Raw genomic sequence first — 14,596 nt, forward strand, 5'->3', positions numbered from 1 at the left:
ACGAGCAGGTAGCGCCCCCTCCACGTAAAGGATCTACGCTAGGGAGGCGCCCAGGCCGAAGGTGTCCGCCGGCGATCTGATGATCCCCCTGCGCGGACAGGAGCCCGGTGTTCACACCTGCTTTTCTCTCCACCCTCCCTCCCCTCCCTCCGTGGCTCGCCCATGTGCTGCGGGCACAGCGCGGACCGGTCCCGTGGAACGCGGTGCTGCGGGGGTCCCTGGCCGCGGCCCCGCTGCTCGCGGCAGTTCTCGCCGATCGGCCGACGGCCGGGATCCCGGCAGCGCTGGGGGCGATGCTGGCCGGAATCAACGACCGTCCCGGCAGCCGGCGCGCCGCGCTCTCCCGGCTCGGGATTCCTGCGCTCGCGGGATCGGCCGGCCTGCTGCTCGGCACCATGACCTCGGCCGCCGCCGGAACCGGTCCGTACGTGGTCGTTATGCCGCTCCTGCTCGGGGTGCTGGGGATGATCGCGGGAGCGGTCAGCTCGACCGGTCCGGTCGCGTCCGCGTGCGGTACGCAGCTGCTGGTAGCGGCTGTGATCGGGGCCGGCATGCCCTTGCCCGAGCCGGGTCCGCAGCGTGCCCTGCTGTTTCTGGCCGGTGCGGGATGGCTCATCCTCCTCCGTCTGGTCCTGCCGTCCCCCGTCCGGCCAGGCGGCGGCCCGTACCGGCTCGACGGGGAGCGGGAGGCTGTTGCCGCCGTCTACGGGGCCGTGGCCGGGCTCCTGGAGGCGGCGGGCGGCCCGCGGGCTCTCGCACGGCGCGCCGCGCTGAGCGCGGCCCTCGACGACGCTCAGGACGCGCTGACGGGGCCGAGGCTCCGTCGGCGGGCGAGCTCGGCGGCCGAACGCAGACTGCACGCGCAGTACGCCGCGGCACTGCCGCTCGCCGAAGCGGCGACCGCGCTGGCCTGGGCGGGGGTTTCGCTGCCCGCAGGAATCGTGGACGGTCCACGCCGGCTGGCCGACGCGGTGCGTACGGGCGGCTCCTGCGGGCCGCTGTCGGCCCCGGCGCGTACCGATGCCGCGCTGCGGGCTCTGGACGATGCCATCCTGCGGGCCGCAACGGCCTTCGACGGCCCCGCGGGTGCTCCGGTACGCACCCGGAAGGGGCGTTCGTACCTCTCCGCCGTGAGCGGGGCGTGGAGTGCCGCGGGACGTGAGTACGGGGTACGGGTCGCGCTGTGCTGTGTGGCGAGCACGGTCGTGGCACAGGCTCTGCATCACGAGCACTGGTACTGGCTGCCCGCCACGACCGTGTTCCTGGTCAAGCCCGATCTGGGTCCGCTGGTGTCGCGGGTGGTGTGCCGGGCCGTGGGGACCGTCGCCGGTGCCGCCGTCTTCGGTGTGCTGGCTCTGCTGCTGCCCGGCCCCTTCACCCTGGTCGGAGTGGTCGCGCTCTGCGGTGCGCTGCTTCCCGTCGCCACCCGGCATTTCGCGGTGCAGACGGCGGTGGTGACCGTGCTCGTGCTCGCGCTCGTCCTGCTGGGCGGAGAACCGCCGGCAGCCTGGGGCCGGGTCGTCGAGTCCCTGCTCGCCTGCGCCACGGTGCTGCTCGTCGGCCACCTCCCGCTGCCCGGCAGTCGGGGTCACAGGGTCCGCGCCGCACTCGACAGTGCGGTGGGCGCGGCGCACCGGTACCTGCGGCACGTACTGGGTGCCCCGGAGGACCGCCACGGGCGGGACGCGCTGCGGCGCGACGCGTACCGGTCGCTGGCCGCGGCGCGTAAAGCAATCGACCTGTCGGCGGCCGAACTTCCGGCGGTGGCCCGTCATACGGCCGGGTCCGAGGACGTGGCGAGTGCCCTGGAGCAGCTCATCGACACCACGACGGCCTGCGCCGTGCAGTTGGGGCACCACGCCGACGGACTTCCCCCCTCGCACGCCGAGCAGCTCGCCGCGCAGCTGTCCGCGCTCGACCGGGCGTGGCCCGCGCCGCGCCCGGTGGTTCCGGCCGCCTGATCGACGGCCGCGCGCCGGGGGACCCAACAGTTCTGTGCCCGGGGGCCGTCAGCATTCGCTCATTCCCCGGTGGAGCCGTCGATCCTCTCCCTGAGCAGGTCGGCATGACCGTTGTGCCGGGCGTACTCCTCGATCATGTGGGTGAGGATGTACCGGAGCGAGAACAGGTCGTCGCGCCACTTCACGGTGGCGTCGAGCGACTCGGCGGCGTCGACGATCTCGCGGGACCGCGCGCAGGCCGTGCGCCAGACGGTGAACGCCTCGACGGGGTCGGCCTCATGGCTGTCGAACTCGGCGAAGGTGCCGTTGACGGTACCCGGCCAGTATGCCCCGGCGTCCTCGCCGCCCCAGATGTCCTGGAACCATATCCGCTCGACCTCGGCGGTGTGCCGGACCAGTCCGATGAGGGACAGACCGGACGGAGCGACGGCCTTGTGCCGCAGCTGGTCCGTGGTCAGGCCGGCGCACTTGAGTTCCAGCGTCTCGCGCTGGTACTGCAGGAAGCTCGTGAGCGACGTGCGGTCGTCGGCCGTTCGGGAGGGTTCGGTGCGCCGGTGATCATGCATGCCGGCATCCTGTCAGGGGCCGGCGCGACACGTTCCGGGTTTTTCGGCCTGCTCGTAGGATGCTGACCATGATCGCCGAACTGCAGTGTGTGGTGCTGGACTGCCCGGATCCCGTCGTGCTCGCCGACTTCTACGCGACCGTGCTGGGCGGCAGCGTGAACCAGCCCGATCCTCGATGGGAGAACGGCGAGGACTGGGCCACCGTCCATGCACCGGCCGGGTTCGTGCTCGCGTTCCAGCGGGTCGAGCCGTACCGCCCGCCGCGGTGGCCGGATCCCGAGCACCCGCAGCAGTCCCATCTGGACTTCGGCGTCCCCGACCTGGATCGCGCCCAGGAGCAGGTGCTCGCGCTCGGCGCGACGGTGCTGGACGACCGGCCCGCCTCACGGAGCTGGCGCGTCTTCGCCGATCCGGCGGGGCATCCGTTCTGTCTGGTGCGTCACTGACCGCGGCCGGCCGTTGCCCCGGGTGCCGCACCGAGCGCCCGGGGCCGCGGTCACCGGCTGATCAGTGTGAGGGCCGTGCAGGTACCGCTCGCCGCGCCGACGACCAGGACGGACGCTGCCACACAGCGGGCTCTGAGCCGCTCGTACCGTGCGGTGTACTCACTGCGGAGTTCGCCGGCGCGGTCGGCGATCCTCACGAGTGACTGCCGGGAGAGGGCCACTCGGTCGGCGACGTAGACGCGCTCGACGTCCTCCAGCTGGGCGGTGGTCAGCCAGGGCAGCTGCTCGGTGAAGCGGGAGGCCCCTCGGCGGGCCTCCTCGACCTCGGCGTTCCACAGCAGGTAGCCCTCCATCTGGGCAAGGCCCCGGGCACTGTCCTTGTCCGGTTTCACGCAGTCCTCCTGTCGTCCGACCGTCGTTCGGGCCCTGCCTCATGCCTGCTTGTCCCCGGGCGCCACCGTCTTCGAGTCCGCGGGGCGGTTGACCACTTCTTCGAGCGCGCGGACCGCGGGGTGGTGCAGGTCGAACGCCGGGGATTCGGAACGGATCCGCGGCAGCGTGAGGAAGTTGTGCCGCGGGGGCGGGCAGGACGTGGCCCACTCGAGCGAACGGCCGAAGCCCCACGGGTCGTCGACCTCGATCTTCTTGCCGTACTTGGCGGTCTTCCACACGTTGTAGAGGAAGGGCAGCACCGACAGACCGAGCAGGAAGGAGGCGATCGTCGAGATGGTGTTGAGCGTGGTGAAGCCGTCCGCCGCGAGGTAGTCCGCGTAACGACGGGGCATGCCTTCGGCGCCGAGCCAGTGCTGCACCAGGAACGTGCCGTGGAAGCCCACGAACAGCGTCCAGAAACTCATTTTCCCGAGCCGTTCGTCCAGCATCTTGCCGGTGAACTTGGGCCACCAGAAGTGGAATCCGGCGAACATCGCGAAGACCACGGTGCCGAAGACGACGTAGTGGAAGTGCGCCACCACGAAGTACGAGTCGGAGACGTGGAAGTCCAGGGGCGGCGAGGCCAGGATGACGCCCGTGAGGCCGCCGAAGAGGAAGGTGACGAGGAATCCGACCGACCAGAGCATCGGTGTCTCGAAGGACAACGACCCCTTCCACATCGTGCCGATCCAGTTGAAGAACTTCACACCGGTCGGTACCGCGATGAGGAATGTCATGAACGAGAAGAACGGCAACAGCACACCGCCCGTCACGTACATGTGGTGCGCCCACACCGTCGCGGAGAGACCGGCGATGGAGATCGTCGCCGCGATGAGACCGATGTAGCCGAACATCGGCTTCCGGCTGAACACCGGAAAGATCTCGGAGACGATTCCGAAGAACGGCAGAGCGATGATGTACACCTCTGGATGGCCGAAGAACCAGAAGAGGTGCTGCCAGAGCAACGCGCCGCCATTGGCCGCATCGAAGATGTGCGCACCGAATTTCCTGTCGACCTCGAGGGCGAGCAGGGCTCCCGCAAGGACGGGGAAGGCCAGCAGGACCAGAACACCGGTGAGAAGGACGTTCCATACGAAGATCGGCATGCGGAACATCGTCATGCCGGGGGCGCGCATGCAGATGATCGTGGTGATGAAGTTGACCGAGCCGAGGATCGTGCCGAACCCGGAGAAGGCCAGACCCATGATCCACAGGTCGGCGCCGATACCAGGCGTGTGGACCGAGTCGTTGAGCGGGGAGTAGGCGAACCAGCCGAAGTCGGCGGCACCCTGCGGGGTGACGAAACCGGCCACCGCGATGGTCGATCCGAAGAGGTAGAGCCAGTACGCGAACATGTTCAGCCGCGGGAACGCCACATCGGGCGCGCCGATCTGCAGCGGCATGATCCAGTTCGCGAACCCGGCGAACAGCGGCGTCGCGAACATCAGCAGCATGATCGTGCCGTGCATCGTGAACGCCTGGTTGAACTGCTCGTTCGACACGATCTGATTACCCGGCCGGGCCAGTTCGGCACGCATCACGAGCGCCAGAACACCGCCGATGAGGAAGAAGGCGAACGACGTGAGCAGGTACATCGTGCCGATCGTCTTGTGGTCAGTGGTGGTCAGCCACTTGATGACCACATTCCCCGGCTGCTTCCGGTGAAGGGGCAACTCGTCCTGAAAGGCGGTATCGGATTCCACCGATTCTGCGGGGCCCCTCGTCGTCACTGCGGCACTCCTTCGGTCGACGGCCGGTTGCGGACTCGGCGACCAGGATGGACTCCCCCGTGGCGGTACTGCGGGACATCCCTGTCCGCACTGCACCAGTGGCTGGCAAAGGACACTCCATTGGCCGACGGACACGCCGCCCTTGTTGACGCACGGACCGCGGCAGACGGCGGGGTGCCTCCCCGCTCGGCCTCCCCGTCGAGGGCGCTCAGCCCTTGGCCCAGGCCCGCATGGCCGCGCGCGAGGAGAAGTCGGCCACGTTCTTGTCAATCGGCCGGTCGGTGTATTGGTGAATGCGCCAGGGCGCCTCGATCCGCGGCCTTCCCGCCGTTACGTAGTCGGCGATCCAGAGACCGTCACCCGCATACGAGGTCGTGTCGTGATTCAGCCAGAAGGAGCGATTGCAGTACAACAGGACACGGTGGTCGGGTCGCAGGCGCTTCACCTCACGGATGAAGCGGTCCTTGTCCCCGTTGCTCGCGTGGGTCCCCTCGCCGGTCGTCTCCCAGTCGACGGCGAGCAGATCGCCGGCCTTCTCCGGCGCACCGGCGACGAAGTAAGCCGCCTGTTCCTTGACGTTCCCCGGCCACAGGAAATGGTAGAAGCCGACCACGCACTCGGCTCCCCTGGCGCGTGCCGTCTGGCCGGCGAGGCGCGGATTGACGTAAGAACGTCCTTCGGTCGCCTTCATGAATACGAAGTCCAGACCGTCCGTGTCGAAGGACGTCTGATGGGAACTGACATCGACGCCGTCCAGCACAGGCGTCACCTCCACATGGGGCATTGCGGTTCCGGTTCTCCTCCCATGCGTGCCCGCGTGCACGGCTTCCATCCGCCCCCGGCACGCAGAACCCATTCGGTGCGGTCGGAATAGTCGCCGCCCGAACGCGGTTGGTGGTCCCGCGAGACGTTCTCACCCAACGCAGCAGCATCGGAAGGTCGAATCCATGAAGATCGGCATCATCGGGGCCGGCAACATCGGCGGCAACCTGACGCGGCGTCTTACCGGGCTCGGACACGATGTGTCCGTCGCGAACTCTCGCGGACCCGACACTCTCCGGGCACTCGTCGAAGAGACGGGCGCCACCGCTGTCACAGCGGCACAAGCGGCGCGCGACGCCCGGATCATCGTGGTGACCGTCCCTCTCGGAAGAGTCCCGGACCTGCCCTCCGGGCTCATCGACGGGGCCGCACCCGGCGCCGCTGTCATCGACACCGGCAACTACTACCCTCAGCGTGACGGACACATCGCCGCCATCGAGGACGGCATGCCGGAGAGCCGGTGGACCGAACTACAGATCGGCCACCCGGTGATCAAGGCCTTCAACGGCACGTACGCCCAGGACATCCTCGACAGGGGACTTCCCCAGGGGACCCCCGGCCGTCAGGCGCTCCCCGTCTCCGGTGACGACCCGGCGGCCAAGCAGGCGGTACGGGAGCTCATCTCGGAGCTGGGCTTCGACACCGTGGACACCGGCGTTCTGGACGAGTCGTGGCGCCAGCAGCCGGGGACACCGGTCTACGGGAACCGGGGCGACGCGGACACCATCCTGAAGGCCCTGGCGGACGCGTCGCCGGGACGTACCGCGGAGTGGCGCGCCTGACCGGCGCACCGGGGCCTTCGCCCCGATCCCCGTGCCGCGCTCCCCGGTCGGGGGCGCGACACGGGGCTGTCGTCAGACGGGCTGGCCGATCGGCCGGATGATGACGTTGTTGACGTCGACACCCTCGGGCCGGCTCATGGCCCACACGATGGAGTCGGCGATCTGGTCGGCCGTCAGCAGATGCCCCTCGGGCAGGCTGCCGAGGCCGTCCCAGAACGGGGTCTCCACGCGACCCGGCGCGACCAGGGTCACGCCCACACCGTAGCCCGTCACCATGCGCCGGGTGTTCTCGGCCAACCCGGTGACCGCCCACTTGGTCGCCCCGTAGATGTTTCCCGGGGTGTGGACGAAGCCGGCGACGCTGCCGACCAGAACGATGCGCCCCCGCGTCTCCTTGAGTGCCGGGAGTGCCGCCCTGATCAGCAGGGCAGGTCCCAGGACGTTGGTGAGGACCATCTCCCGCCAGGCCTCGGGGTCGCCGTCCGCCAGGGTGTCGTGGGTGGCGAATCCCGCGTTGGCGACGACGGCGTCGAGCCTTCCGAACCGGTCGACCGTTGCGTCCACGGCGGACTGAACCGCTTCGTGGTCGGCCGCGTCGCCGGTGATCGCCAACAGCGCGTCGGGCTTGCCGAGTTCCTCGACGAAGCGACTGAGCCGGTCCTCGCTGCGCCCGGTGACGGCCACTCGATGGCCCCGTTCGAGCAGCTGACGGGCTGCCGCCGCGCCGATGCCGCTGCCACCTCCGGTGATCAGCGTGACCGGTGATTCACTCATGCTTCGCTCCCCCTCGTCGTTCCTTGCCGCGTACGGTGCGCGCATGCCGGGGATTCCACCATTTTGAGCGCACTCGAAGTCAAGGTCCCTTTCCGGACGCGCATTTCGAGGGGGGTGGAGGGGGCGTACGGATGGGCGAAAACGGCCGGGGGCGGAGTCCTCGGGTCCGGTGTACCGGTCGGTACCGGGCATGAGCCACACTGTCCGACAAGCGACAGACGCCAACCGTTCGCCCGCGATCCGCCCGGCCTGCGGCAGGTGGCCCAGGACGGCCGTGGACAAGGAGTCCCCCATGCCCCGCACCATGTCCGTGTCGGACAGCATCGTGATCCACGCGGCCCCATCGGCCGTGTACGAACAGCTCAGCGACCCCACGGCGATGGGGCGCTGGAGCCCGGAGAACCGGGGCGCGACGGTGCTCGGGGAGCACCGGGGCGCCCACGTGGGCATGGTCTTCGAGGGCCGCAACAAGCGCGGAGCCTTCCGGTGGACGACGAGATGCACGGTCACAGCCGCCGATGAGGGCGAGCGGTTCGCGTTCCGTGTCCACGCGATCGGGGCCAGGCAGCCACGGCTGCGCGGGCCGATCGCGACGTGGGAGTACCGCTTCGAGGCGGTCGAAGGCTCCACCCTGGTCACGGAGATATGGACGGACGACCGGCGGTCATGGCCCGATCTGCTCGCCAACACGTTCGACCGGGTCGCCACGCGCGGGCATACGTTCGCGGAGTTCCAGCGCGGCAACATCCGCACCACGCTGGAACGGCTGAAGGCGGCGCTGGAACAGGACGGTGCGGCCGCCGCGGGACACGCGGAGGATGGCCCGCGCCCCGCGTGACCCGGGCGGGGCGGCGATCACAAGGGTGTTCAGCCCTGTCCCGCGGCCTGGCCGGACCAGTGCGCGGGACGCGTCAGGGACGGTGGGAGCCGTGTGGCGGTGTCGCCCTTCGCCGCGTTGAGCTGGGCCTGGGTGAGGAACAGGGCTCCGGTGAGGTCCGCGCCGGACAGTTCGGCGTCACGGAAGTCCGCACCGATGAGGTCTGCGAGCCGCAGGTCGGCCCCGCGCAGGTCTGCGGCGATGAGGTAGGCCCCCCGCAGGTCCGCACCCTGCAGATCGGCGCCCCGCAGGCGGGATCCGATGAGGTCGGCGCCCCGGTGATTGCGCTTCTTGCGCCGGGGAACAACGGCGCGTGCCAGCTCGCTGGTGCGCAGCAGCAAGGACGCGACCTCGTCGCGGTGTGCCGACACGTCGAGTTCCGAAAGGACTTCGGCCGAACCGCGGGTGAGCCGCTCCGTGCTGTCGAGGGCGCTGCGGAGTTCTGTGCGCAGGGGACCGGCGGCAGGCAGGGCGAGGGCTTCGGTGAGGTACCAGAGCAACTCGTGGAGTCGGCGCATCACGGGAAAGACCTGGAACATCTGCTGGGCGGTGTCCGGAGCGGCCCGCCAGTCCCGGCCGTCGTAGGTCTCCTGGGAGACCTTCTGGCCGGCGCCGAAACAGTCGTACACCGTGCAGCCGGAGAACCCCTTGGGCCGCAGTTGCGTGTGGATGCCGCACCGGAAGTCGCCCCGCAGGTTGCGGCAGGGCTCCCCGGCGTCCTTGTTGATCGCAAAGTCCGCGGACGCTGTCAGCGTCAACGCGACGCAGCAGAGACCGAAACAGTTCGCACAGTCGGCGCGCAGGTCATCCCGTTCGGGGGCCGGAACGCCCGTTGGTCCATGGTCGGGCACAGGACGTGATTCCTCCACGGGGAGCGGGCGGGTGTGCCGATCCTACCGACACCTGACAACTCCCGGCCCGGCCGCCGTTGTCAGTGGGACGGCGCACACTTGGCCGCAGAGCACCGCACTCCACCGCACCGGCGAAGGGGATACGCATGGGCACCTCGCGGGAGTCCGCGTTCGAGCCTCTCACCGGGGACGGTCCGCCGCTGTCCGGACCCGTCGACGAGCGTGCGGGCGTGGTGCGCACCGCGTTCGAAGGGATGCTGCAGATCCGGCGGCTGACCAATACGGGGCACGCGGATCCCGAGCACGTACCCGCCCAGTGGGAGCTGCTCCGGCCGGTCCGGGCCGTGGCACTGGCCCTGGAGGCCGCGGAGGTGCCCGCGTCGGCGGTCGGAGCGTCCGGGGAGCGGACGGCCACGGGGTACCGGGTGTGCGAGGGCGAGTCCTCCGGCTCCGTGCGGGTGGAGTGGGTGGGCCCTCCCGGCAGCGGTGCCGCCCATGACGAGGAGCGTGCTCTGGCCGGCTGCGTCACCGTGCTGTCGCGCCTGGGCTGGACAGTTCTGTCGTACCGCGGTCCGCGCCGACGGCGTTTCCTGGAGGTCGAACCACCGGCCGCAGGGCCTCGATCACAAGACGTCCGGTCCTGATCGCCGCACCGCTCGGGCGGACATTGTCAGACCCATGGGGGATGCTTGACGGTCCGACACCTCTGACCAGGAGATGCTGAGATGCGCAATGACGAGATCGCCGCGGCCCAGGCGTACGTCCGGCTACTCGCGGCCACCCGCGCCGCGCTCGCGGACCCGGCGGACGCCCCGCTCTACATGCCGCTGCTCGCCTCCCCGATCGAGGAGGCCGACGAGGCGCTGCGGAGCGCGGGCCTCTCGGGCAACGAGGAGAGGCTCTTCGCTCTGGTGCGGGCCCTGCAGCCGAGCCTGACCGGTTCGTCCGGCCGCTGACCACTGCGGCTCGCGTCGGCTGTCGCGCTCCCGGCCGGGAGCGCGACAGCCGACGTGCGGCATGTTCAGCAGGGGTGACTGTCTAACTGTTGCCGCTGTACATCAGGGAGCCCGGCGTGGTGAGCAGCTCACCCGTCTCGAGCCACGTCTTCAGGCCGGAGAGGATCATCGGCCAACCGCCGTAGAGCTCGTCGTTGGCGCCGTCGCGCAGCTCGTCATGGGTGACGGTCAGTCGGCAGGAGTCACCGACGGGCTCGATCTCCCACGTGACGCGGGTCGGCCCCTCGCTCTTCACCTCTTCGCTCCAGAGCGCCACCATGCTCTGGACCAGCTTGCGCGGCGGGTCGACCTCGAGGTTCTGGCCCTCGCCGAGCGGGCCCGGGGCCCCCGGGGCACCCATCTCGAAGCGTGACCCAGGTGTCCAGTCCGAGGTGACACGGGCACCGAAGTTGTACTTGCTCCTGATCTCGGGGTCCGTGATGGCTTCCCAGAGGCGCTCGGGAGTGGTGCGGATGTAAATCTCGAAGATCTTCTCCATGGGGTTCTCCAGTCGGCTCTTGAGGCCGCTGAGCCCTGCGGCCCAGGGCTCCGCATACTTGCCCACCCACCGGTCGTGGACGAGTCGGATGGGCACCGGGTTCAGGAAGTGGAGCTTCTCCCGGCCTCGCCGCCTGGTGACGACCAGACCCGCCGCCTCGAGCAGCCTGAGGTGCTTCATCACCGCGAACCGCGTGATCTCGAAGCGGGCTTCCAACGCACTCAGTGTCTGCCCGTCGTCACGGAACAGCTCGTCGAGCAGACTGCGCCGCGTCGGGTCTGCCAGGGCTTTGAACACCGCGTCCATGAATCCAAAATATGTGACCTTTTGGTCACCTGTCAACCGCAAGAGAAGCAAGCGCTTTCGATGAATTGATTCAATCGCTACAAAACTTGACTAGCTGCTTGACTAGCAGCATCAGCCGAACCTAGCGTACGTTTTCGATGAAACGATTCACATCCCCGATCCTGACCGGTCGCCGGATGACTCTGATTACGAGGTGTTCATGTCTGATGTGTCGGCCGTCAAGGCAGCCCTGAAGTCTCAGGTCATCGAGACGCCGTCCTGGGGTTACGGCAACTCCGGGACCCGTTTCAAGGTCTTCGCCCAGCCCGGAGTCCCGCGCGACCCGTTCGAGAAGCTTGCGGACGCGGCGCAGGTGAACAGCTTCACCGGGGTCGCCCCGAAGGTGTCGTTGCACATTCCGTGGGACAGGGTCGAGGACTACGCGGCGCTGACCCGGTACGCCGAGGGGCTCGGGCTGAGGATCGGCGCCATCAACTCCAATGTGTTCCAGGATGACGACTTCAAGCTGGGCTCGGTCACCCACCCGGACCCCAAGGTCCGCCGCAAGGCCACCGACCACCTGCTCGAGTGCGTCGACATCATGGACGCCACCGGGTCGCCCGACCTGAAACTGTGGTTCTCGGACGGCACCAACTACCCCGGTCAGGACGACATTTCGGGCCGCCAGGACCGGCTTGCCGAGGCACTTGCCGAAGTCTACGAGCGGCTCGGCGACGACCAGCGGATGTTGCTGGAGTACAAGCTCTTCGAGCCCGCGTTCTACACCACCGACGTCCCCGACTGGGGCACGTCGTACGCCCACTGCCTCAAGCTCGGCCCGAAGGCCCAGGTCGTCGTGGACACCGGCCATCACGCACCGGGCACCAACATCGAGTTCATCGTGGCGTTCCTGCTACGCGAGGGGAAGCTCGGCGCGTTCGACTTCAACTCCCGCTTCTACGCGGACGACGACCTGATGGCGGGCGCCGCCGATCCGTTCCAGCTCTTCCGGATCATGCACGAAGTGGTCAAGAACGGCGGTATGAAGCCCGAGACGAACGTCAACTTCATGCTCGACCAGTGCCACAACATCGAGGCCAAGATCCCGGCCGTCATCCGCTCGGTGACCAACGTGCAGGAAGCGACCGCGAAGGCGCTGCTCATCGATGTCGAGGCGCTGGCCGCCGCGCAGCGCTCCGGCGACGTACTCGCGGCCAACGGCGCACTGATGGACGCGTACAACACCGACGTACGACCGCTGCTCGCGGACGTGCGCGAGGAACTCGGCCTGGCCCGCGACCCCTTCGCCGCCTACCTCGCCTCCGGTAACCAGGAGCGCATCGCAGCCGACCGGGTCGGCGGCGAGCAGGCCGGCTGGGGCGCCTGAACCCCCGGCGCTCCTCGCATCCTGCGCATCCGCCCGGCACCCGCCCGCCCATCACCTCGAAGGAACCCTCATGACGTCCGCGACGCACACCGAAGTCGCCGCGCTCCTGGAGCGCGCCCACCGGATCGGCTCCGACCCCCGTAACACCAACTACGCCGGCGGCAACACCTCGGCCAAGGCGACGGAGACCGATCCGGTCACCGGCGGCGAGGCCGAACTGCTCTGGGTCAAGGGCTCGGGCGGTGACCTCGGCACGCTGACCGAAGCCGGCCTCGCCGTGCTCCGGCTGGACCGGGTGCGCGCGCTCAAGGACGTGTACCCGGGGGTGGAGCGCGAGGACGAGATGGTCCCGGCGTTCGACTACTGCCTGCACGGCAAGGGCGGCGCCGCCCCGTCCATCGACACCGCGATGCACGCGCTGGTCGAGGCCGCGCATGTCGACCACCTGCATCCGGACTCCGGTATCGCCCTGGCGTGCGCCGCCGACGGCGAGAAACTCACCGCGGAGTGCTTCGGGGACAAGGTCGCCTGGGTGGGCTGGCGCCGGCCCGGTTTCCAGCTCGGTCTCGACATCGCGGCCGTCAAGGAGGCCAACCCGCAGGCGGTCGGCGTCGTCCTGGGCGGCCACGGCATCACAGCCTGGGGCGACACCTCGGAGGAGTGCGAGCGCAACGCCCTCTGGATGATCCGTACGGCCGAGACGTTCCTCGAGGTCCACGGCAGGGCGGAGCCGTTCGGCCCCGTGCTGTCCGGCCGGGAGGCACTGGCGCGGGAGGCACGCCGGGAGCGGGCCGCGGCGCTGGCCCCGGTGATCCGCGGCCTGGCGTCCACGGACCGTCCGCAGGTGGGGCACTTCACCGATGCCGAACCGGTGCTGGACTTCCTCTCCCGCGCCGAGCACCAGCGCCTCGCCGCACTCGGTACGTCCTGCCCGGACCACTTCCTCCGTACGAAGGTCAGCCCGCTGGTCCTCGACCTCCCGGCCGACGCTCCGCTCGACGAGACCATCGCCCGCCTCCGGTCGCACCACGAGGAGTACCGCGAGGCGTACCGCGCCTACTACGACCGTCACGCGACTCCCGAGTCGCCCGCGATGCGTGGCGCGGACCCGGCCATCGTGCTGGTCCCCGGTGTGGGGATGTTCTCCTTCGGCAAGGACAAGCAGACCGCTCGGGTCGCGGGGGAGTTCTACCTCAACGCGATCAATGTGATGCGGGGTGCGGAGGCCGTCTCCTCGTACGCTCCGATCGAGGAGTCCGAGAAGTTCCGCATCGAGTACTGGGAACTCGAGGAGGCCAAACTCCGCCGTATGCCGCCGCCGAAGGCGCTCGCCACCCGGGTCGCGCTGGTCACCGGCGCAGGGTCGGGCATCGGCAGGGCCATCGCGCACCGGCTGGTCGCGGAGGGTGCCTGTGTCGTCGTCGCCGACCTCGACGCCGAGAACGCGGCGGCGGTCGCCGACGAGCTCGGCGGGCCGGACAAGGCCGTCGCGGTGACGGTCGACGTCACCAGCGAGGAGCAGATCGCCGAGGCGTTCAAGTCGGCGGTGCTCGCCTTCGGCGGCGTGGACCTGGTCGTGAACAACGCCGGGATCTCCATCTCCAAGCCGTTGCTGGAGACCACCGCGCGGGACTGGGACCTCCAGCACGACATCATGGCGCGCGGCTCGTTCCTCGTGTCGCGCGAGGCCGCCCGTGCCATGCAGGCCCAGAAGCTCGGCGGCGACATCATCTACATCGCGTCGAAGAACGCCGTGTTCGCCGGGCCGAACAACGTCGCGTACTCGGCGACCAAGGCAGACCAGGCCCACCAGGTGCGTCTGCTGGCCGCCGAGCTCGGCGAGCACGGTATCCGGGTCAACGGCGTCAACCCCGACGGGGTGGTACGGGGCTCCGGGATCTTCGCCGCGGGGTGGGGCGCCCAGCGCGCGGCCACGTACGGCATCGAGGAGGAGAAGCTCGGCGAGTTCTACGCCCAGCGCACGCTCCTCAAGCGAGAGGTGCTTCCCGAGCACGTCGCCAACGCCGTGTTCGCGCTGACCGGTGGGGATCTCACCCACACCACCGGCCTTCACATTCCCGTCGACGCCGGTGTGGCGGCGGCCTTCCTGCGCTGAACACGCGCGTCGAGCCGTGTCTCGCACCGTCTGCGCACGTGTGAGACACGGCCCCGCCCGGATCGGATGAGAT

At 69.3% G+C, this 14,596-nt stretch carries 15 protein-coding genes; 8 read left to right on the forward strand and 7 right to left on the reverse strand.

The features are described 5' to 3' along the window. Positions 1–107 precede the first annotated feature (107 nt). Positions 108–1,961, forward strand: a complete 1,854-nt coding sequence (locus OG844_RS11500; RefSeq protein ID WP_406389791.1) for an FUSC family protein — start codon at positions 108–110, stop codon at positions 1,959–1,961. A 59-nt stretch (positions 1,962–2,020) separates the two neighbouring features. On the opposite strand, the gene OG844_RS11505 is transcribed toward OG844_RS11500, so the two are convergent. Next, positions 2,021–2,527: a DinB family protein gene (locus OG844_RS11505; RefSeq protein WP_406389792.1), complete on the reverse strand. Its 507-nt coding sequence runs from the start codon at positions 2,525–2,527 to the stop codon at positions 2,021–2,023. A gap of 68 nt (positions 2,528–2,595) precedes the next feature. On the opposite strand from OG844_RS11505, the gene OG844_RS11510 reads away from it, so the two are divergent. Continuing rightward, positions 2,596–2,973, forward strand: coding sequence for a VOC family protein (locus OG844_RS11510; protein WP_406389793.1), 378 nt, complete (start codon positions 2,596–2,598; stop codon positions 2,971–2,973). 50 nt (positions 2,974–3,023) lie between these two features. Here OG844_RS11510 and OG844_RS11515 read toward each other — a convergent pair whose 3' ends face one another. From OG844_RS11515 to OG844_RS11525, 3 genes are all read right to left on the reverse strand, one after another. Then, entirely contained in the window at positions 3,024–3,365 is a 342-nt protein-coding gene (locus tag OG844_RS11515; protein WP_406389794.1) for a hypothetical protein, read from the reverse strand. A 39-nt stretch (positions 3,366–3,404) separates the two neighbouring features. Then, entirely contained in the window at positions 3,405–5,135 is a 1,731-nt protein-coding gene (gene ctaD, locus OG844_RS11520) for a cytochrome c oxidase subunit I (RefSeq protein WP_406389795.1), read from the reverse strand. A 208-nt stretch (positions 5,136–5,343) separates the two neighbouring features. Then, on the reverse strand, positions 5,344–5,895 hold the full coding sequence (locus OG844_RS11525; RefSeq protein WP_406389796.1) for a GH25 family lysozyme: 552 nt from the start codon (positions 5,893–5,895) through the stop codon (positions 5,344–5,346). Positions 5,896–5,944: 49 nt separating this feature from the next. Between OG844_RS11525 and OG844_RS11530 the strand changes: the two genes are divergently transcribed. After that, the gene (locus OG844_RS11530; protein WP_406389797.1) at positions 5,945–6,739 is read left to right on the forward strand and encodes an NADPH-dependent F420 reductase; all 795 of its coding nucleotides are present in this window, start codon (positions 5,945–5,947) and stop codon (positions 6,737–6,739) included. 72 nt (positions 6,740–6,811) lie between these two features. Here OG844_RS11530 and OG844_RS11535 read toward each other — a convergent pair whose 3' ends face one another. Next, positions 6,812–7,513 (reverse strand): SDR family oxidoreductase, encoded by a 702-nt coding sequence (locus OG844_RS11535; protein ID WP_406389798.1) that lies wholly within the window; start codon positions 7,511–7,513, stop codon positions 6,812–6,814. Positions 7,514–7,805: 292 nt separating this feature from the next. Here OG844_RS11535 and OG844_RS11540 point away from each other — a divergent pair, with 292 nt between their 5' ends. Beyond that, on the forward strand, positions 7,806–8,351 hold the full coding sequence (locus OG844_RS11540) for an SRPBCC family protein (RefSeq protein WP_406389799.1): 546 nt from the start codon (positions 7,806–7,808) through the stop codon (positions 8,349–8,351). Positions 8,352–8,380: 29 nt separating this feature from the next. Here OG844_RS11540 and OG844_RS11545 read toward each other — a convergent pair whose 3' ends face one another. Continuing rightward, a complete protein-coding gene (locus tag OG844_RS11545; RefSeq protein WP_406389800.1) occupies positions 8,381–9,241 on the reverse strand; it encodes a pentapeptide repeat-containing protein in 861 nt (286 codons plus the stop codon). A gap of 146 nt (positions 9,242–9,387) precedes the next feature. On the opposite strand from OG844_RS11545, the gene OG844_RS11550 reads away from it, so the two are divergent. Both OG844_RS11550 and OG844_RS11555 read left to right on the forward strand, forming a co-directional pair. Continuing rightward, a complete protein-coding gene (locus OG844_RS11550; RefSeq protein WP_406389801.1) occupies positions 9,388–9,885 on the forward strand; it encodes a hypothetical protein in 498 nt (165 codons plus the stop codon). 81 nt (positions 9,886–9,966) lie between these two features. Further along, positions 9,967–10,197 carry a hypothetical protein gene (locus OG844_RS11555; RefSeq protein WP_406389802.1) on the forward strand — a complete coding sequence of 77 codons (231 nt, stop codon included), beginning with the start codon at positions 9,967–9,969 and terminating at the stop codon, positions 10,195–10,197. 82 nt (positions 10,198–10,279) lie between these two features. Here the strand turns inward: OG844_RS11555 and OG844_RS11560 are convergent, their stop codons facing one another. After that, positions 10,280–11,041, reverse strand: a complete 762-nt coding sequence (locus OG844_RS11560; protein ID WP_406389803.1) for an ArsR/SmtB family transcription factor — start codon at positions 11,039–11,041, stop codon at positions 10,280–10,282. 199 nt (positions 11,042–11,240) lie between these two features. Here OG844_RS11560 and rhaI point away from each other — a divergent pair, with 199 nt between their 5' ends. Beyond that, positions 11,241–12,407 (forward strand): L-rhamnose isomerase, encoded by a 1,167-nt coding sequence (gene rhaI, locus OG844_RS11565; RefSeq protein ID WP_329204332.1) that lies wholly within the window; start codon positions 11,241–11,243, stop codon positions 12,405–12,407. A 70-nt stretch (positions 12,408–12,477) separates the two neighbouring features. Beyond that, on the forward strand, positions 12,478–14,523 hold the full coding sequence (locus OG844_RS11570; protein ID WP_406389804.1) for a bifunctional aldolase/short-chain dehydrogenase: 2,046 nt from the start codon (positions 12,478–12,480) through the stop codon (positions 14,521–14,523). Positions 14,524–14,596: the final 73 nt, after the last annotated feature.

The organism is Streptomyces sp. NBC_00887, from assembly GCF_045207585.1.